The sequence below is a fragment of the Streptomyces sp. MNU76 genome (genome assembly GCF_020982545.1).
Taxonomy (GTDB): domain Bacteria; phylum Actinomycetota; class Actinomycetes; order Streptomycetales; family Streptomycetaceae; genus Streptomyces.
This window is the reverse complement of the sequence record NZ_JAJKLK010000021.1, coordinates 1-19,667: the sequence shown is the minus strand read 5'-3', so window position 1 is coordinate 19,667 and position 19,667 is coordinate 1. Positions and strand designations below refer to the sequence as shown.

Below are 19,667 nucleotides of genomic sequence, written 5' to 3'. Positions count from 1 at the left end.
TGGCCGCTCCGCCCGGTCAGACGGGATATGCCGGGAAAGGGTTGCACAACCAACGCCCGACGAACGGTGCCCACCGCGTGAAGCGCGATGGGCACCGTGTGTGACGGATGAGCCCGGCGGGACCGGGCTCATCTGGTGTTTCAGCCGAGCAGGTCGTACTGGGCGTAGCTGGTGCCGACCGAGACCCGTGTGCTGAAGATCTCGCTCGTGGCCTTGCCGGTGCCCTTGTAGAGGTACATCGTGCCGGACGGCTTCCGGGCCAGCAGGTCCGCCCTGCCGTCGCCGTTCACGTCACCGGGAGTGATGAGCGTGTTGTAGGCGCTCCAGTTCGAGCGGACCTTGATCCGGGTGGCGAAGGCGCCCGTGCCGGACTTGCCGGTGCCCTTGTAGAGGTAGACGTTCGAGCCGGTCTTGGTGCGCGCGATCAGGTCGGCCTTGCCGTCACCGGTGAAGTCGCCGTGACCGAGCACCGCGTTGTACGTGTTCCAGCCCGTGCCGACCTTGACGCGGGTACTGAAGGAACCCGTGCCCTTGCCGGGGTAGATCCACAGGGCGCCCGCCGAGTCGACCGAGAGCAGGTCGGGCAGCGCGTCGCCGGTGACGTCACCGGGGGTGAGGATCCGGGTGCGGGTCTTCCAGTTGTCGAAGATCTGCGTGGTCGACCAGGTCTTGGACGAGGGCACGTACCGCCGCCAGAAGACGTCACCGTCGGAGGAGCGGCGCAGGACGTAGTCCTGGTAGCCGTCCCGGTTCAGGTCGGTCTGCTGGACCAGGTTGTAGCCCTTCCAGCTGCCCTCGGCGGTCAGGGCCTTGCGGTCACCGAGCTTGGAGCCCGTGGAGGCGCGGACGTAGCCCTTGCCGGTCTCCTTGTTGCGCAGGAAGACGTCGGCCTTGCCGTCCCGGGTGATGGCGGCGTCGTCGACCCTCGGGGAGACCGCGCCGACGTAGGTGCTGACCTTGGCGAAGACCGGGTAGGCGCCCTTGTACACGCAGTCCTCGACGCCCCATGAGACGACGCCGACGACCTTGCTGTTCACGACGAGCGGGCCACCGGAGTCACCGTTGCAGGTGGCGGTGGTCGTGGCGTCGGTGCCGCCGGCGGGCTTGCCCGCGCAGACCATGTGCCCCTTGACGAACCAGGGGCTCCAGGTGTTCGCGCAGGTCGTGTCGCTGACGATCGGCAGGGTGGCCGTCTTCAGCGTCTGCGAGATGTCCTGGTTGGTGGAGCTGGTACGGCCCCAGCCGTAGGCCCTGGCGCTGGTGCCCGCCGCGTACGAGGCCGTGTCGCCGGACGTCGTCATCTTGATCGGCGTGGCCTTGACGGGGGCGGACAGCGTGAGGACCGCGACGTCGTTGTCGATCGCCTCCTCGTCCCACGAGGAGTGGTTCCACTGGCGCGAGACCTTGCTGGGGGTGCCGCCGTGGTAGTCGAGGTGGTCGAGGCTGCCGTCGGACTTGTAGACGGCCGTGGGCAGCTGGTCGGTGCCGGTGACGACCTCGCCGTACTTGACCCAGTTGTAGTGGTTCTTGTCGACGCAGTGCGCGGCGGTGAGGATCTTCGTCGGCGAGACGACCGTACCGCCGCAGAAGAAGCCGAGGTCCTGCGTCTCGTCGTAGTACCAGAGCTGCGCCATCCAGGGCGCGTTGGCGATGGTCGTCTCCGAGCCTCCGATGATCTGGGCGGACGGCTTCAGGCCGCTGTCGCTGTCGGTGTCCGCGCTCTCGGTCGAGGACGGCTCCCGCGTCACGGCCACGGTGTCGTCCGCCGCCATCGCCTTGGCGATCCGTACATCCGCCTCGTCCGGTGAGGAGGTGCTGTCGGCGCCGGCCGCGCTCGCGGACGACATCAGCAGCGTCCCGGCTATCGCGGCGGCTATGGCTCCGGACAAAGGTCTGGCCACTCAATTCCCCCCTGGGAGTGCATGGATCAAACAGATTGATCAGATTGCTTCAGATCATGCAGAAGCTGATCGTGGAAGACCGTGATCGTACACGTGTCGCATACAGAAAACTGGGGCCACCCTCACAAAGAGGGTGGCCCCAGTGCTTGCAGAGGTACGAGACCTAGTCGCCGTTACCGGGCGTCGGCGTCGTCTTCTGGATCTGCATCAGGAACTCGATGTTCGACTTGGTCTGCTTCATCTTGTCGAGGAGCAGCTCGATGGCCTGCTGCTGGTCGAGCGCGTGCAGCACCCGGCGCAGCTTCCAGACGACCGCCAGCTCCTCGTTGCCGAGCAGGATCTCTTCCTTACGGGTACCGGACGCGTCCACGTCCACCGCCGGGAAGATGCGCTTGTCGGCGAGCTTGCGGTCGAGCTTGAGCTCCATGTTGCCGGTGCCCTTGAACTCCTCGAAGATCACCTCGTCCATGCGGGATCCGGTGTCCACCAGGGCGGTGGCGAGGATGGTCAGCGAGCCGCCGTCCTCGATGTTCCGGGCCGCACCGAAGAAGCGCTTCGGCGGGTACAGGGCGGTCGAGTCGACACCACCGGACAGGATGCGGCCGGAGGCCGGCGCCGCCAGGTTGTAGGCACGGCCCAGACGCGTGATCGAGTCGAGGAGCACGACCACGTCGTGACCCAGCTCGACAAGGCGCTTGGCACGCTCGATGGCGAGCTCGGCGACCGTCGTGTGGTCCTCGGCCGGGCGGTCGAAGGTCGAGGAGATGACCTCGCCCTTCACCGACCGCTGCATGTCGGTGACCTCTTCCGGACGCTCGTCGACGAGGACGACCATCAGGTGGCACTCGGGGTTGTTGTGCGTGATCGCGTTGGCGATCGCCTGCATGATCATGGTCTTACCGGTCTTCGGCGGGGCCACGATCAGACCGCGCTGCCCCTTACCGATGGGCGAGACCAGGTCAATGATGCGGGTGGTGAGCACGCCCGGGTCCGTCTCCAGACGGAGGCGGTCCTGCGGGTACAGCGGCGTCAGCTTGTTGAACTCGGGGCGGCCGCGCCCGGAGTCGGGCGCCATGCCGTTCTGGGAGTCCAGGCGGACCAGCGCGTTGAACTTCTCGCGGCGCTCGCCCTCCTTGGGCTGACGCACGGCACCGGTGACGTGGTCGCCCTTGCGCAGGCCGTTCTTGCGGACCTGGGCGAGGGAGACGTAGACGTCGTTCGGGCCGGGCAGGTAGCCCGAGGTGCGGATGAAGGCGTAGTTGTCGAGGATGTCCAGGATGCCCGCGACGGGGATCAGGACGTCGTCGTCGGCGAGCTGCGGCTCGGGGGCGCCCATCTCGTCACGGCCACGGCGGCCACGACGGTCTCGGTAGCGGCCGCGACGGCCACGGCGTCCGCCGTCGAAGTCGTCGTCGTCCTGCGGGCCGTTGTCACGCTGACGGTCCTGACGGCCGCCACTCTGCTGCTGGCCCTGCTGCTGGCCGCGGTCGCGCTGCTGCTGGCCGCCGCCCTGCTGCTCGTCGCCCTTGCCGCGGCGGCCGCGGTCGCCGCGCTCACCGCGGTCCCCACGCTCGCCCCGGTCACGGCCACGCTCGCGGCGGCCCTGACGGCCCTCGCCACCCTGGTCACCGGCGTCGGCCCTGGTCTCGGCAGGCGCGGCCGGGGTCTCGGCCTTGGGCTCGCTCTTCGCCTCGGCGGCGACCGTCTCGGGGCTGCCCGCGTCGGCGGTGGCACGGCGCCGACGGCGCTCGGTGGGCGCCTCGTCGCCACCGGCCGGCTGGCCGGGGATCTCGATCTGCTGCTGTGCCACGGCCTTCTCGGCCTTCTCGGCCGACGCAGCGGTCTTCTTGGCGGTGGCGGTGGCCTTCTCGGCCGGGGCGGCGTCGTCGCCCGTGCGCGCCTTTGAGGTGGCGCGGCGCTTCGGCTTGGTCTCGGCGGCGGCCTCGGCCTTCGCCGGGGCGCCCCCTCCCGCCTGCGCCTCCTTGATGACCTCGATCAGCTGGCTCTTGCGCATCCGCGCGGTGCCCCTGATGCCGAGGCCGGATGCGACCTGCTGCAGCTCGGCCAGCACCATGCCCTCGAGGCCGGTGCCACGGCGCCGCCGGGAGCCGGCACCGCTGGCAGGCGCGGCGTCCGTGGCGGGCGCGGCAGCGGTGTCCTCGACACGTGCGCCCATCAGATCGGTGGTGTCGCTCACGAAGGGTCCTTCCCTGGAGCGGACGTCGGCCTTCTGGCTCGGCGACCGTTTGTGCTGTCCGGCTTCGGTCCTGTTCGGGTGGACCGTGCCGGGGCGGTGGTCCGCCAAAGGCGGCGGAGGGGAATTTCTGGTGATTCGGCGCTTTCCGGGCCGTGGCACTGAATGTCTGTGTCACGCGGCTCGGCAACGCCGGTTCCGGAGCCTGCTCGGCAGACCGCTCAGTGCCTGCGTACGGCGTACAGCTTGACGTACGAAGCACAGTGCGGCTTGGGAGACTCCCGGAAGAATGGTTGTCCCGGACGGGGACGATAAGCACCTCGCCATGGCTGGGGCAGGTGCAGACTTGAGGTTAACACTACCGGATCCAACAAACATTCCCCCTCTCGAAATCCGGCAACCGCGCCCCTACGCGTCGCCGGTGTCGACGCCGCGTTCGGCGACGGTGGTGGTGAGCGGCAGGACGCACGCCCCTCGGGCGTCGAGGTCCAGCCGGTTCGCGGCCCATCCCGCACCCGCGAGATCGGCCACCTTGTCGGCACTGGCCTCGTCGGCCAGGGCCAGGACGGTGGGTCCGGCGCCGGAGATGACCGCCGGGACGCCGTCGGCCCGCAGTCGCTCGACCAGGGCCGCGCTCTCCGGCATGGCGGGCGCCCGGTACTCCTGGTGCAGCCGGTCCTCGGTCGCGGGCAGCAGCAGTTCGGGGCGCCTGGTCAGGGCCTCCACGAGGAGGGCCGCCCGGCCCGCGTTGGTGGCAGCGTCGACGTGCGGGACGTTGCGCGGGAGCAGTCCGCGCGCTGTCTCCGTCAGAACCGGCTTCCCGGGCACGAAAACCACCGGAACGATGGAATCCGCGGGGTCCATCCTGATCGCCCGCGCGGCGCCGCCCTCCATCCAGGAGAGGGTGAAACCACCGAGGAGGCAGGCCGCGACGTTGTCGGGGTGGCCCTCGATCTCCGTGGCCAGTTCGAGCAGCGCGGCGTCGTCGAGCCGGTTGTCCCCGCCTATGGTCACGGCACGGGCGGCGACGATGCCGGCGCAGATGGCGGCGGAGGAGGAGCCGAGACCGCGGCCGTGCGGGATGCGGTTGGCGCAGACGATCTCCAGGCCCCGGGGCTGTCCGCCGAGCAGGTCGAAGGCGGTGCGCAGGGAGCGGACGAGCAGATGCCGCTCGTCGCGCGGGAGCGTCTCGCTGCCCTCCCCCGCGATGTCGACGTGCAGGCCGGAGTCGGCCACCCGGACGACCACGTCGTCGTAGAGCCCCAGCGACAGACCCAGGGCGTCGAAGCCCGGACCGAGGTTGGCGCTGGTGGCGGGGACGCGCACCCGTACGGCGGCGGCGCGGAACGCTGGACCGGCCATCGCTCGATGACTCTCCTTGAGCTGCGAGATTGACGATTGTCGAATGACATTCGATTGGCGTTCGACAGGTACCTGGAACCCTGCGGCCGCTCAGGACGGCGCGGCGCCGCACCCTTGCGGGGCATATGCAGCGGGCGGGTTCACCACAGCCTATCGAAGGAAGGTTCTGTGGCGACATAGGGCGCACAGGAGGCGCACGATGCGTGTCGTAAGCCCCCTGTGCACCCCCTGTCGGGTCCTGTCAGGGTTATCCCCCGAGAATCGACGTCTACGCGCGACTCCCAGGTCTTTTCGAACGGCTGGGCGAGAGGATACGCGAGCAGCCGTCCGTGTCGTTACGCGAGGCCGAGGCGCTCGGCCGCCGTCGCCGCGTCCACCGGGACCGTGACGGGCTGCGGGGCGCCCGCGACGGCCCAGTCGGGGTCCTTCAGGCCGTTGCCGGTGACCGTGCAGACGATGGTCTGGCCCGGGTCGACCTTGCCGGCCTCGGCGGCCTTCAACAGACCGGCCACGGAGGCGGCGGAGGCAGGCTCCACGAACACACCCTCCTGAGCGGCCAACAGCCGGTAGGCGCGCAGGATCTCACGGTCCGTCACCTCGTCGATGAAGCCGCCGGACTCGTCCCGCGCGGCCAGGGCGTACTGCCAGGACGCGGGGTTGCCGATCCGGATCGCGGTGGCGATCGTCGACGGGTCCTTGACGACCTCGCCGCGCACGATCGGCGCGGAACCGGAGGCCTGGAAGCCCCACATCCGTGGCGTCTTCGCGGCGATGCCGTCGGCGGCGTACTCCTTGTAGCCCCTCCAGTACGCCGTGATGTTGCCCGCGTTGCCCACCGGCAGGACATGGATGTCGGGGGCGTCGCCGAGCATGTCCACGATCTCGAACGCGGCGGTCTTCTGGCCCTCGATCCGCACCGGGTTGACTGAATTGACCAGCGCCACCGGGTAGTTGTCGCTCAGTTCACGCGCGAGGGTGAGGCAGTCGTCGAAGTTGCCGTCGACCTGGAGGATCTTCGCGCCGTGCACCAGGGCCTGGCCCATCTTGCCCAGCGCGATCTTGCCCTGCGGGACGAGCACGGCCGAGACCATGCCCGCGCGGACGGCGTAGGCGGCCGCGGAGGCAGAGGTGTTGCCCGTGGAGGCACAGATGACGGCCTTCGCGCCCTCTTCCTTCGCACGCGAGATGGCCATGGTCATACCGCGGTCCTTGAAGGATCCGGTGGGGTTCGCGCCCTCCACCTTGAGGTGGACCTCGCAGCCCGTGCGCTCGGAGAGCACCTGCGCGGGTACGAGGGGCGTGCCGCCCTCGCGGAGCGTCACGACCGGCGTGCTGTCGGAGACGGGCAGCCGGTCCCGGTACTCCTCGATGATTCCGCGCCATTGGTGGGTCATTGCTGGTTACTCTCCTTCAACCCGCATGATGCTGGCGACACCCCGCACGGTGTCGAGGTTGCGCAGCGCCTCGACGGTCCCGGTGAGGGAGGCGTCGGAGGCGCGGTGGGTGACGACGACGAGAGAGGCCTCGCCGTCCTTGCCCGTCTGCCGAACCGTATCGATCGACACACCGTGCTCCGCGAACACGGTCGCCACCTGGGCGAGAACTCCCGGTTTGTCGGCGACGTCGAGGCTGATGTGGTAGCGCGTGACGACCTCGCCCATCGGCGAGACCGGCAGGGCGGCATAGGCGGACTCGCCGGGTCCGGTGGAGCCGGCGAGGCGGTTGCGGCATACGGCCACGAGGTCACCGAGCACGGCGGAGGCGGTGGGGGCACCGCCCGCGCCCGGCCCGTAGAACATCAGCTGACCTGCGGCGTCCGACTCCACGAACACCGCGTTGTAGGCGCCGCGCACGGAGGCCAGCGGGTGGGTCAGCGGGATCATCGCGGGGTGCACGCGCGCGGTGACGGACCCGCCGTCCGCGGCCCGCTCGCAGATGGCGAGCAGCTTGATGGTGCAGCCCATGTTCTTGGCGGAGGCGAAGTCGGCCGCCGTGACCTCGGTCATGCCCTCGCGGTACACGTCGTCGAGCCGCACGCGCGAGTGGAAGGCGATACCGGCGAGGATCGCGGCCTTCGCGGCGGCGTCGAACCCCTCCACGTCCGCGGTCGGGTCGGCTTCCGCGTACCCGAGGGCGGTGGCCTCGTCGAGGGCCTCCTGATAACCGGCCCCGGTGGTGTCCATCTTGTCGAGGATGAAGTTGGTCGTCCCGTTGACGATGCCCATCACCCGGTTGATCTTGTCGCCGGCGAGGGACTCGCGCAGCGGCCGGATCAGCGGGATGGCACCGGCGACGGCGGCCTCGTAGTAGAGGTCCGCGTCGTGGTCCCCGGCGGCGGCGTGCAGGGCGGCGCCGTCCTGGGCGAGGAGGGCCTTGTTGGCGGAGACGACGGAGGCGCCGTACTCGAACGCGGTGGTGATGAGGGAGCGGGCGGGCTCGATACCGCCGATGACCTCGACGACGACGTCGATGTCCCCCCGTTTGACCAGGGCGGTCGCGTCGGTGGTGACGAGCGCCGGGTCGATGCCCTCACGCACCCGCGAGGGCCGCCGGACCGCCACGCCCGCGAGCTCCACCGGGGCGCCGATGCGCGCGGCGAGATCGTCGGCGTGCGTCGTCATGATGCGCGCCACCTCTGAGCCGACAACCCCACAGCCCAGCAGCGCCACCTTCAGCGGACGCGTACGCATCATCCGACCTCGTTTCCTCACATACCGACATACCGAACACGGTGGGACCAGTCTCACTCACCGGACGGGAGTTTCTATCCCTGGTCCGGATCGTGAGACATCTATTTCATTTTCTCAGCGCCGGAGGACGGAGATCTTCCGGCTCTGAGGTTCTTCATCCTCTATTGCCGCCGCGCTTCAGCCGACGTCGAGCCGGAGAAGATCCTCCTCCGTCTCGCGGCGGACGATGACACGGGCCTCTCCATCATTGACGGCGACGACCGGCGGGCGCAGGACGTGGTTGTAATTGCTCGCCATGGAACGGCAGTACGCGCCCGTCGCCGGCACGGCGATCAGGTCACCCGGTGCCAGGTCCGCAGGCAGGAACGCGTCCCTCACCACGATGTCACCGCTCTCGCAGTGCTTGCCGACCACACGCGCGAGCATCGGCTCGGCGTCGGAGGTCCGGGACACCAGCGCGACGCTGTACTCGGCGTCGTAGAGCGCGGTCCTGATGTTGTCCGACATTCCCCCGTCGACGGACACGTACGTCCGCAGCCCGTCCAGCGGCTTGATGGTCCCGACCTCGTAGAGCGTGAAGGCGGTGGGCCCGACGATGGCCCGCCCCGGCTCGACGGAGATGCGCGGGGCGCGCAGCTTGGCGGTGTCGCACTCCCGGTTGACGATCTCGGTCAACGCCTTGGCGATCTCGTGGGGCTCACGGGGGTCGTCGTCGCTGGTGTAGGCGATGCCGAGCCCGCCGCCGAGGTCGATCTCGGGCAGCTCGACGCCGTGCTCGTCACGGATCTGCTTGAGCAGCCCGACGACACGGTGGGCGGCGACCTCGAACCCGGAGGTGTCGAAGATCTGCGAACCGATGTGGCTGTGGATGCCGATGAGTTCGAGCCCGTCGAGCTTGAGCGCCCGCCGCACGGCTTCGGCGGCCTGCCCGCCTGCGAGCGGAATCCCGAACTTCTGGTCCTCGTGGGCGGTGGCGATGAACTCGTGGGTGTGGGCCTCGACGCCGACGGTGACGCGGATCTGCACCCGCTGCCGCGTGCCGAGCGACTGGGCGATGTGCGCGACGCGCACGATCTCCTGGAAGGAGTCGAGCACGATCCGCCCGACGCCGGCCTCGACGGCCCGGCGGATCTCGCTCTCGGACTTGTTGTTGCCGTGGAAGGCGATGCGGTCGGCGGGCATACCGGCGGAGAGCGCGGTGGCCAGCTCGCCGCCGGAGCAGACGTCGAGGTTGAGCCCCTCCTCGTGCAGCCAGCGCACGACGGCCCGGGACAGGAACGCCTTGCCCGCGTAGAACACGTCGGCGTCCTGCCCGAACGCGGTGCGCCAGGCGCGCGCCCGCGCGCGGAAGTCGGCCTCGTCGACGAAGTACGCGGGCGTACCGAACTCCTCCGCGAGCGCCTTCACATCGATCCCGCCGACGCTGACGACTCCGTCGGGGGTACGGGTGACGGTCTGCGCCCACACCTTCGGGTCCAGCGTGTTCAGGTCGGCAGGCGGGGCGGAATAGTGCCCCTCGGGAAGCACGTCGGCGTGACGGGGCCCGGCGGGGTGTGCGGAACGACTCATTTTCCTACGGCTTTCTGTGTGCTCTCTGGGCGGGCGGCGCGGGGGCTTTGGCCGGGTGCGGTGTGGTGCGGGCGGATGGGCGGGCGGGCGGCGGTGACTGTCGGCTCGACTGCGCTTCGCTTAGCTCGCTTGCGGCTTGCGGTCGGCGGCTCGGCTTGCGGTTCGGGCTCGGACCTGGCTTGGACCTTGGTTGGACCTGGGCTTGGGCTATGGCCTCCGGCTCGCTCGCTCCTCGCTCCTGGCTTGCTCCCTCGCTCGCTCAGAGATATTCGGGTGCGTCGATGCCGAGCAGGGACAGGCCGCCGGCCAGCACCGTCCCGGCGGCTTCGGCAAGGGCCAGCCGGGCCCGGTGGGCGGCCGAGGGTTTCTCGTCGCCGCGCGGCAGCACCGTGTGCTGGAAGGCGAGCAGGGCGTCGGCGAGGACGACCAGGTGCCGGGCGAGACGATCGGGAGCGCGGTGCGTGGCCGCTCGGGCGAGGACGGAGGGGTACTCGGTGAGGGCGCTGACGAGGGGGTGGCCACGTCTGGGGCGGTGACGTCGGGGTGGTGACGTCGCCTGTGAACCCGAGGCCCGCGGCGTTGCGGGTGAGCGCGCGGGCCCGGGCGTGGGCGTAACGGACCCGGGGTTGGCGGCCCGCTGCACGAGGAGGTCCGCCGTGATCCGGGGCCGGTCGTGGGCGGCCGGTGCAGCAGGGCCCAACGGAGGGCGTCGGGGCCGAGGGGGTGGGGTCCTCCGGGGCGGGGACGGGGCGGAGGTCGATGGGGTGGAGGAGGTGAGCGCGCTGGTGAGGGCCGTTTCCGGAGCGCCGAGCGGCGTGGCCCGGCTCCGGTCATCGGCACCAGGCTTCAGAAGTGGACCGGACACGTGATCGACCTCGACCCGACCACCCTGACTGGCGATGATCCGTACGAGCGCGTCGGCGACGACCTCGGCGCGGATGTCGTACGGGATGCGCAGCCGGACGACGTGCCCGGCGAGGGTGTCGCTGTGACCGTAGGGAAGAGCACTCGTCGTGTCCGGAGCACCCCCGTTGCCCTGGATCCGGCGCACGAGGGCGGTGACGGCGGCCCGGTCGAGGTGGATGTTGAGGAAGCCGGGGCCGGTGATCTCGACGGCGGCGACTCCGTCGGTGCGGCTGAGGTGGGGTCGCAGTATCTCGGCGACTTGCAGGGGAGGCCGACCGGCGGGCCGGGCCAGCTGCAGGGCGATGTTCGTGGCGTAGTCCCCGCGCCCGCCGGGCCCCGGCGGGGTGACGACGGCGCGTGCGGGCACGGCCACGCTCAGCTCCCCGTCGTCGACAGCACGACGCACCGCGCGCAGCACGGTACGGGAGAGCTCGACGGGGGTCACGGGGACAAGCGTATGGGAGGAGGGAGGTGGGTATGCGAGCCGGTTTACCTCGGGGTCCGCGATGTGGACGGGCGGGGCTTCTGGCGAGGCCGAAGCACAAAGAGAAGGAGAAGGAGTCCGTGGAGACACCTGACACCTGACGCGTCACGCGTCACGCGTCAGGTGTCAGGTGTCACGCGTCAGGTGTCAGACGTCAGGTGTCGCGCCCTCGAATCAACTTCCGGTACGGCCTGCGCGCTGGGCACGCTCGGGTTGGTCGCTCCCGTTGCCCGAGCCGCCAGCCGTGGACCCGGCGGTGGAGGAGGGAGCGATGGCAGCGTTGGGGGCGGTGGTGGACGTGGCGGTGCCGGAGCCGAGGGTGGTGGCGGAGGCGACTGGACCGTCGGCTGCGACGCCGCCGCCCCCGTCAGACGCGGCCACACCGCTCCCGAGCCGCGCCTGCTCGACCAACTGCCGGACCAAGGAGACGAGTTCGCTCGGTTCGAAGGGCTTGGCGAGGAACGCGTCGACGCCGACGTCGAGCCCGGCCTCGACCTCGTGTTGGGTACAGGCGCTGACGATGGCGAGTGGCAGACGCCGTGTGCGCGGGTCGCCGCGGAGCTGGGCGGCGGTACGGAGACCGTCGAGCCGAGGCATGACGACGTCGAGGGTGATGAGGTCGGGCCGCACCTGATGAACGACGTCCAGGCATTCGGCACCATCAGCCGCGGTCACCACCTCGAAGCCCTCCAGCTCGAGGTTGACCCTGATCAGCTGCCGGATGACCTTGTTGTCGTCCACAACAAGCACCCGGCCGGACGCGCCTGGCACAACTCGAGAGTAGGTCGACACCCACCGCCGCGTCCGGGTTTTCCCCACTTCCACCCCCTGCGGGCGGTCCTGGGCCGCTCAACCCCACTCCCTCCCCCACGAAAACCGTTCATGATCTCCCTCGGGGAGCTGGTAGGGTTCTACCCGTCGCCGCCAAACAAGGCGCCCGGCACGCCCCCGTAGCTCAGGGGATAGAGCAACGGCCTCCGGAGCCGTGTGCGCAGGTTCGAATCCTGCCGGGGGCACCCTGCATGAGGTGCCCAAAGACCCCGTCACCAGCGGAAACGCTGAGGCCGGGGTCTTCGCGTATGTGCAGCCGTGTGCCGCTCGGAGCGGCTGTATGTCGGGTGCTGTGGACTATGTGTGGACTGGCCGCAGAGCACGAACCCGCAGGTGGGACCCGGGAAACGACGAGGCCCCCGGACCTGAGTCCAGGGGCCATCATGCCGCAGGTGTGCGTGAGGAGCGCGTGGATCAGGGCCCGGCGCCGGGCCCGTTCTCCTGGTCGTCATCCTCGCCGAGGAGTTCGGCGATCCGCCGATTGGCGACGTCCTGCCGACCGTCGAGGCACTTGGCGTACCGGCTCAGGAGCACCTCAACGCTGTTGCCCGCCCGCTCGGCAACCTCGGTGGGGTCCACACCAGCGTTGAGCCAGGAGGAGAGCGCGGCGTGCCGCAGGTCGTACGGTCGAGCCGCCAACGGCGAGGCCACCTGCTCCGGCGTGAGCGCCAGGTGTCGAGCCTCGTCCCAGACACGCCAGTAGGTGGTAGAGGCGACCACTCCCCCGCGTTCGTTGGCGAACATCCGTCCGTCCTTGGCGGTGCCGAATTCCTTGATGTGGGCGAGGAGTACGCGGACGAGGCGAGGCGGGATGGGGACGATCCGGGTTTCGTTCGCGGGGCGGTTCTTGAGGCCCCGGTTGTCGTGCACTTCCCCCGTTCCGGTCCAGCGCTTTCCGACGGTCGGGCGGGTCTTCTCCAGAATCAGCGAACCCCAACCCGCCTCCGGCAACGTGCAGTCCAGGCGTCGCAGACCCACAGCTTCCGCCGGCCGCAGCCCACCGAAGTACATACAGGCGAAGAGGGCGACGAGGCGGCGTCCACGGGCCCGGCGGTAGCCGCCCACGTACGAGACCGCAGCGAGGAGATCCCGGGCTTGCTGAGGGTTCACCACAACCCGGCGGTCCACTTCCTTGGTGACCTTGGGCAGCTTCCACTTCACGAGCGTCACGGGGTTCTCAGGCAGCTCCCCCAGTTCGACCGCGTAGGCCAGGGCGTTGAAGAGGACCGCCCGCTTTCGCCTCACCGTCTCGGCAGCCGCCGGATCCCCGGAAAGCCTGAGCTTGAGCGAGTCGAGGACACGGCGAATGTCCGCCGGATTCTTGAGCGTGGCCAGCGGCAGCGAGGCTTTGGCCACCCAGCGAAGAGCGTTTCCGATGTCCACCGGGGGTTCGTTCCCGTCCCCGGTCTGGACGACGAAGGCCCAGCCGCGCAGAGCACGCCGCAAGATGTCGTCGGCCGGGCGCCCAGACCGATCACCCAGGAGTTCAGTCGTGACGAGGGTCATGGTCTCGTTCAGACTGTCGCGGGAGTTCGGAGCGGCGTGCGGCCACTTCATGGCGACGTACGCCCGCGCGAAGTCGTACCAGGTACGAGACTCCTTGGCAGGTGCCATGGAGTCTGGCAGCCCGGTTTCCATGTCGAACGCCTCCCCCTTCTGAGCAGCCCGGAGAAGCTTCGCGCGGAAGTTGTCGGCGAGCGCCCATCAACGGTGCTACCGGCGCTCGGAGTTGTGCCCGCTGCTTGTTGATCAGCGCCCGGAGCGGCCATCACGGCGTACAGCAGCTCACGGACCTCACGAGCGGTCGACTCATCGAGGCCGAGGGCCCGCGAGAGCCGGTCGAGCACATCAATGCTCGGAACCATGCGCCCGGTCTCTACCTTGGACACGGTCGGCTGCCCCACCCCAGCGCGCTGCGCCAGCACAGCACCGGTCAACCCGGTTTCTGCCCGCAGTTCCCGAAGACGCGCACCAAGCGCCCGCATCCGCTCCCGCCGCTCACTCCCCATGCTCAGGGTTCTACACCACAGGGCAGCACGATGTCGGATCCCAGTTGATGCCTGACGTTCTGGTCCCAGCAGTCGTTTGACGGTGGGCCTAGACAACATGGGAAGCCCTCCGGTGCGTCCGTGCGGCCGCTCCGTGGGCCCTCTTCACCGCCGGGGATGCCAACGGCTCAGGGGCGAAGTAGGGCCCGTCGGGCGGATGCTGCCGCAACGAGCATGCCCGGCAGCTAGAGGTTGTCCCGTAACCGGTGGGGCAGTTGGTGCGTTGCCTGGGCATGGGTGGGGCGATCTCAGCGGATGATCCGAAGCGCGGCCGTCCCTGGCGGCTGCCGCTGGAGAACCGGGTGTTGCTGGTCGCTACTGGCGCACGAACCTGACGTTGCGGCAGGTGGCGCCGTTGTTCGGGGTCTCGAAGCCTGCGGCCGACCGCATCCTCGATCACTTGGCGCCCTTGCTGGCCATCTCGCCGGCCCGCCGACCGCGCAAAGACACCGTCTACATCGTCGACGGGACTCTGGTGCCCACCCGTGATCGCAGCGTGGCCGCGTCCAGTAAGAACTATCGGTACTCGACGAACGTGCAGGTCGTGATCGATGCCAACAGCCGCTTGGTAGTGGCGATCGGCCTGCCGCTGCCCGGCAGCCGCAACGACTGCCGGGCTTTCACGGAGTCCGGCGTCGACCGGGCCTGCCGCGGCGCACCGACCATCGCCGACGGTGGACACCAGGGCACCGGCCTGCTCATCCCGCACCGCAAACGACGAGGTCAGACGCACCTCAGCCCGCAGCAGGAAGCGGAGAATGCCGTCCACCGACGGGCGCGAGCCCGGGTGGAACCCGCCCTGTCGCGGTTGAAGAACTGGAAGATCCTGCGGGACTGCCGGCTCAAGGGCAACGGCGTTAACCAGGCCATGCTGGGCATCGCCCGGCTCCACAACCTCTCCCTCGCCGGATAACTCACACCTCATACGGGACAACCGTTAGGAGTGGTTCCCGCTGTTCGAGTTGTGCGACCAGGTCGCCACCCCGGCGACCGTCGAGTAACCAGCGACGGACACAACTCCGTGGCGAGCGGTCCAAGAACTACCGGTACCACGCAGTGGCGGGATCACGGATCCCCCTCCCGCCGCCCGCCGGTTCGTCCCGTCGAGGGGCCACGGCTACGCGTAGACGTAGTGGCCCGCGGTGCAGACCTCCTCCGAGCCCTTCACCAGGCAGCCCGTGAGTATCAGCTTGGTCCACTCATCGAGGTTGCCGGTCTTCCACGGAGTCGTGTAGGGGGACGGGTATCCCTGGGTGGAAGCCGTACGGGACCAGCCGAGCGTGACCGTACGGACCGTCGCCTCGACGCCCCACCCGTCTGCCGTGCTGTCACGCGCCCGCAGCGCGTCACCAGGGGTGGAGCCCACCGGGTCAGCGTGCCATTCCACGAATCCGGCGTAGGCACCGTTGGCGTAGAGGTAGTAGATCGCCGATTTGTTGGTCTGAGACCAGCTCACGTCGTAGGTCAGCGTGGGAGCAGCCGCGGCTGTGCCCGCGCCGGAACCAAGGGAGATGCTGACTGCCATACCGGTCGCGGCCAGAAGCGTGGCGGTCCGTTTCGCGAAAATCGACACCGTAATCCCGTCTGTAGCAAGAATGATCATGGGCGGACGCGATTCTAGAGCCATCGTGAGGCAGGCGAACCCACATCGACGGGTTGTCCGCAGTCCGCTGCGGCTGGAAGGCCACCCAGCGACGTTCGGCCGCACCGCGCGAAAGGCGCGGCGGCACTCCCGAACGGCCCCGGGTCGTTCGCACCGATCGACCCGACCCTTCCAGCCGGCCGACTTGCTCGCCGACGCTGGCCACACCCTTCCCCCGTCCCTGTTCGCCGGCTGGGCAATGGCTCGCGCCCGTCGGTGGACGGCATTCTCCGCTTCCTGCTGCGGGCTGAGGTGCGTCTGACCTCGTCGTTTGCGGTGCGGGATGAGCAGGCCGGTGCCCTGGTGTCCACCGTCGGCGATGGTCGGTGCGCCGCGGCAGGCCCGGTCGACGCCGGACTCCGTGAAAGCCCGGCAGTCGTTGCGGCTGCCGGGCAGCGGCAGGCCGATCGCCACTACCAAGCGGCTGTTGGCATCGATCACGACCTGCACGTTCGTCGAGTACCGATAGTTCTTACTGGACGCGGCCACGCTGCGATCACGGGTGGGCACCAGAGTCCCGTCGACGATGTAGACGGTGTCTTTGCGCGGTCGGCGGGCCGGCGAGATGGCCAGCAAGGGCGCCAAGTGATCGAGGATGCGGTCGGCCGCAGGCTTCGAGACCCCGAACAACGGCGCCACCTGCCGCAACGTCAGGCAGCAAAGTCCTGCTGGACTCCTGGATCAGACAAGGGAGTTCTTGTAGAACAAGTTTGAGCGGCGGTCGCCCGACGAACCCGAGGCGAAGCCGAGGAAGAGACGGACCTCGCCGGCGGCCGTCTGGTAGACAGCCAGGCCCTCCGGCTCCCGGAAGTCGAGGGACTCGCCGGCCTTGGTGAGTTCCGGCCCCTGCTTGATCGCACCGGTGTTCATGTCGATGCTGGTGATCTCGGAGTCGACGACGCCGCCGTTCGCCTCGTAGGAGGTCCCGGTCATGGCGTAAAGGTACTGGCCGTACGCGGCGTAGCCCTGGAAGGTCGGCGACAGTGTGGGCAGGCTCGGCTGCTTGAAGTTCGCGAGAGGCGAGCTGAAGTCGCCGTTCGACGCCGCCGAGAGGCCGTAGACCGCTATGTGCTTGCCGTCACTCAGGTGGTAGCGGACGATCAGGCGGTTGTTGACGGGGTCGATGCAGCAGGTGTGCTCTGTAGCCGCCGACACCGGGGTGTACTTCGTCAGCGCGGATGACGTGTTCGCCAGTGTCGTACCGCTGGTGAACTTGAACCGGGCGAGCCGCCTGCCGTAGCCGCCCGCGTTCGCCTCCACTTCGGTCCAGAGGTACGTCGACGAGCCCACGCCCTGCGCTCCGAAGGCGACCCCGTGTCCGAAGCCCGTCAGGTACATGTGTCCGACGTAGTTGCCGGAGAAGTCGAGCTGCGTGACGCAGAGATCGCCGGCCGTCTCGGACGTGCCGTTGCGGCGCTGCGCGACGAACAGCCGCCGGTTGACGTTGTCGAACGCGAAGCCCTGCTGAACCGTCGCGTCGCGCAGCGACTTGCCGCGGTACAGGTCGTGCGAGGGTTGCGTCAGGTCGAAGCGCTGCGACACCGGCACCGCGGCCGCCGCAGTCCCCGCACCGTAACCGAGACCCACTGCGGCGATGCCGAGTCCGGTGCCCACGCGCAGCAGTCCCCGCCTGGTCAGGATGGTCTGCGGCTCTTGTGACATGGGTACTCCTGTAGCGACTAGGGACGACCGGATCGCGGGGCACACTGCGCTCCGATCGAACGATCAACGTACAGCGACCCTATGCGAAGAACCCCGGAGAATGATCACGGGTCCGACCGGCAGCAGACGTCCGCGCTCTGGCGGAATCCTCGTCCTACATCTCTGGCTCGAGCTTGTTCTCGGCGTCCTCAGAACTGAGAGGACCTTTCGGGGTGGTGAGGAGGTCGTACGCGTAGGCCTCCAGGGCTGTGGGGGTGGGTTGGGCGGTTCCCCGGCCCGTCGTATGCCAAGTGCTCATCCCGGCTGCGCCGGCAGGGGGCACACAGGCGAGTCCATGAGCGTGGGCCCGGCCTACTAAGACGTCGTTTCAAATGGTGAGGTGAGAGTGATCGCTGGTGTCATGCGTCGGTCCACCCAGCAGTGTTGGAATACGACTCGTAGCTGTATCGGGTGTTGCGGTCCCATTCGTCACCGGTGAGGTGCCTGTAAGTGTTGTCGGGCACGTAGAGCAGGGCCTCGGCCCAGATGAGGTCGTTGGCGTACGGCGTGAACCTCTGTGGGTCGCGAAGTACGCTCTCGTACTCCTCACGTCCAGCTGCGACGACCGCCGCTCGGGTGTAGAGGAACTGGTCGCTCGACAGGTCATCGCCGTATTCCCTACGGTCCAGCCTGTACAGGGCCCAGGAGAGCTGCTCAGCGAAACCGATCACGTCGGATACCGAGCCGTTCGTCAGGTGGGCTGTCAGGGCAGCGGCAAGCTCATCCCCCTCGGGGTCGGGGATGGAGGAGCTACACGCTTCGATGAGCTGCCAGAAGGCGTTTTCGTTCATGCTGGCGAGCATGGCGGATGGGTGTGACACACCAAGCCGTCAAACGCCTGCCCCCGCTAGCCTCCGGTATCCGATGAGAGCCCGGCTCTCCAGTGATCACGGCGTGGGTGATCTGGCCGTTCGTGCCTCGTGGATACGGTCATGGCAGGCAGCGCAGGCCACAAGGGTCTTGCGCCGCCGGTCGAGCATGACGCGCGCCCAGTCGGACGGCGGCCATCCGGCACGGGCGAGATCGGCAAGGGCTCGGACGTGATGCACCTGGACATCACCGGTGGCCCCGCAGACCTCGCACGTGTCCGCCAGGAGCCGGGTGATCAGCTCCTTCTGCGGATAGTCCACCCAGACAGGCCGACGGTCGACGACCTTCGCCGACCGCTGCTGCTGGAGAGGGATGCCACCGAACCGCGCCACCAGCGGCTTCCTGTTCTCCCGCTCGATGCGGGCCTCGAAGCAGACTCGGGGCCCGTTGGGCGTGTCGATTCTGGCCTTGTGCCTGGCGGCCATCTTCGTCACGGTCGAACGGTGCTTGCCCGCAAGGGTCTTGAGCATGGAGGTCTCCATCACCCATTGCAGCCGGTGCAGCCGGAAGACGTCTCCGGCAAGCAGGTAGTACTGGACGATGCCCCGGTAGACGGCTCCGAACGTGGCGACGATCGCGTGATCGCTGCCGTTGGTCAGTTCCGTTCGCTTCGCGGGCTTTCCGCGGGCGAGGTAGGGATCGCATTTGGCTTTGATCACGTCCCTGGGGACACGAAGGGCGATCTGGCCATTCACCCTGCGGTAGCGGCCGGTCTTCTTCGTGTCGTTGTGCTGGGTCGTGATCTCGTAACCGAGAAACCGTGCCGCCCGGGTACGGGCGTGGGTTACCAGCGTCTTCTCCTGGGAGAGTTCCAGCTTGAGTTCGTCACGCAGGAACTCGGCCAGGCGATGCTGATCTGCTCGGCCTCGGCTTTCGGTCCGGTAAATCCGAGGAGGTGGTCGTCTGCGTAGCGGACATAGCGAAGCCTGCGATATGACGGATCGTTGGGATCCGCGCTCGGCAGGCTCACCATCCGCTGACGCAATGTCCGGGCCTCAGGCCGGTCACCGCGCAAGCGGGCTTTCGCCAGCAGATTTTGCAACTCAAATACGCCGGGTTACGAGCCCGGCGCTCTCCACGGGTGCACTCCGGGATCAGAACCTTCTCGACGAACTCGTCCAACTTGTGCAGATAGATGTTGGACAGGATCGGGGAGCCACTCCGCCTGCGGCGCTCCGAGAGCGTGGCTCCCCATTTCCAGTCCTCCAGGTATCCGGCTGTCAGCATGTTGCGCACCAGCCGCAGGAACCGCTGATCTTCTCGCCGAGGATCGACAGCAGGACCTGGTGATCCAGGCTGCCGAAGCGGTCGGCGATGTCCCCTTCGATGAACCAGGACGTCCCGGTCCAGGTGTGGGCCACCTCCCGCAGCGCGGTGGCAGCCTTCGGGGACGAAATCCATGCGATCGGTCGGAGAACGTCGGCTCGTAGTACGCCTCCTCAAGAGCAAGCGGACCACCTCCCCGACGA

General features: G+C 68.6%; 9 protein-coding genes, 1 tRNA gene and 6 pseudogenes. 2 read left to right on the top strand and 14 right to left on the bottom strand.

Going from position 1 to position 19,667, the window contains the following annotated elements; all coding sequences use genetic code 11:
• Positions 1-140: 140 nt before the first annotated feature.
• From E4N62_RS33095 to E4N62_RS33060, 8 genes and pseudogenes are all read right to left on the bottom strand, one after another.
• A complete protein-coding gene (locus E4N62_RS33095) occupies positions 141-1,847 on the bottom strand; it encodes a trypsin-like serine protease (protein WP_230220932.1) in 1,707 nt (568 codons plus the stop codon).
• Between the two features lie 217 nt (positions 1,848-2,064).
• Entirely contained in the window at positions 2,065-4,098 is a 2,034-nt protein-coding gene (gene rho / locus E4N62_RS33090) for a transcription termination factor Rho (protein ID WP_230220388.1), read from the bottom strand.
• Between the two features lie 405 nt (positions 4,099-4,503).
• The gene (thrB, locus tag E4N62_RS33085; protein ID WP_184899428.1) at positions 4,504-5,457 is read right to left on the bottom strand and encodes a homoserine kinase; all 954 of its coding nucleotides are present in this window, start codon (positions 5,455-5,457) and stop codon (positions 4,504-4,506) included.
• A 335-nt stretch (positions 5,458-5,792) separates the two neighbouring features.
• Entirely contained in the window at positions 5,793-6,851 is a 1,059-nt protein-coding gene (thrC, locus tag E4N62_RS33080) for a threonine synthase (RefSeq protein WP_230220386.1), read from the bottom strand.
• A 6-nt stretch (positions 6,852-6,857) separates the two neighbouring features.
• Entirely contained in the window at positions 6,858-8,150 is a 1,293-nt protein-coding gene (locus tag E4N62_RS33075; RefSeq protein ID WP_230220384.1) for a homoserine dehydrogenase, read from the bottom strand.
• A gap of 174 nt (positions 8,151-8,324) precedes the next feature.
• The gene (gene lysA, locus E4N62_RS33070; protein ID WP_230220382.1) at positions 8,325-9,716 is read right to left on the bottom strand and encodes a diaminopimelate decarboxylase; all 1,392 of its coding nucleotides are present in this window, start codon (positions 9,714-9,716) and stop codon (positions 8,325-8,327) included.
• 259 nt (positions 9,717-9,975) lie between these two features.
• Positions 9,976-11,067: an ArgS-related anticodon-binding protein NrtL gene (gene nrtL, locus E4N62_RS33065; protein WP_230220380.1), complete on the bottom strand. Its 1,092-nt coding sequence runs from the start codon at positions 11,065-11,067 to the stop codon at positions 9,976-9,978.
• A gap of 357 nt (positions 11,068-11,424) precedes the next feature.
• Positions 11,425-11,925: pseudogene (locus E4N62_RS33060) on the bottom strand (response regulator); the annotation flags it as partial.
• Between the two features lie 125 nt (positions 11,926-12,050).
• Here E4N62_RS33060 and E4N62_RS33055 point away from each other — a divergent pair.
• Positions 12,051-12,122, top strand: a tRNA-Arg gene (locus tag E4N62_RS33055).
• Between the two features lie 229 nt (positions 12,123-12,351).
• On the opposite strand, the pseudogene E4N62_RS33050 reads toward E4N62_RS33055, so the two are convergent.
• Both E4N62_RS33050 and E4N62_RS33045 read right to left on the bottom strand, forming a co-directional pair.
• A pseudogene (locus E4N62_RS33050) lies at positions 12,352-13,638 on the bottom strand (tyrosine-type recombinase/integrase); the annotation flags it as partial.
• Positions 13,639-13,742: 104 nt separating this feature from the next.
• Positions 13,743-13,922, bottom strand: a pseudogene (locus E4N62_RS33045) (helix-turn-helix domain-containing protein); the annotation flags it as partial.
• Positions 13,923-14,191: 269 nt separating this feature from the next.
• On the opposite strand from E4N62_RS33045, the pseudogene E4N62_RS33040 reads away from it, so the two are divergent.
• Positions 14,192-14,898: pseudogene (locus E4N62_RS33040) on the top strand (transposase).
• A 915-nt stretch (positions 14,899-15,813) separates the two neighbouring features.
• Here the strand turns inward: E4N62_RS33040 and E4N62_RS49760 are convergent.
• The 4 genes and pseudogenes from E4N62_RS49760 to E4N62_RS48895 form a co-directional block, all read right to left on the bottom strand.
• Positions 15,814-16,281: pseudogene (locus E4N62_RS49760) on the bottom strand (transposase); the annotation flags it as partial.
• A gap of 27 nt (positions 16,282-16,308) precedes the next feature.
• The gene (locus E4N62_RS33030; RefSeq protein WP_230220374.1) at positions 16,309-17,289 is read right to left on the bottom strand and encodes a teichoic acid biosynthesis protein C; all 981 of its coding nucleotides are present in this window, start codon (positions 17,287-17,289) and stop codon (positions 16,309-16,311) included.
• 398 nt (positions 17,290-17,687) lie between these two features.
• Entirely contained in the window at positions 17,688-18,119 is a 432-nt protein-coding gene (locus tag E4N62_RS33025) for a DUF4240 domain-containing protein (RefSeq protein ID WP_230220372.1), read from the bottom strand.
• 96 nt (positions 18,120-18,215) lie between these two features.
• Positions 18,216-19,667, bottom strand: a pseudogene (locus E4N62_RS48895) (group II intron reverse transcriptase/maturase); the annotation flags it as partial.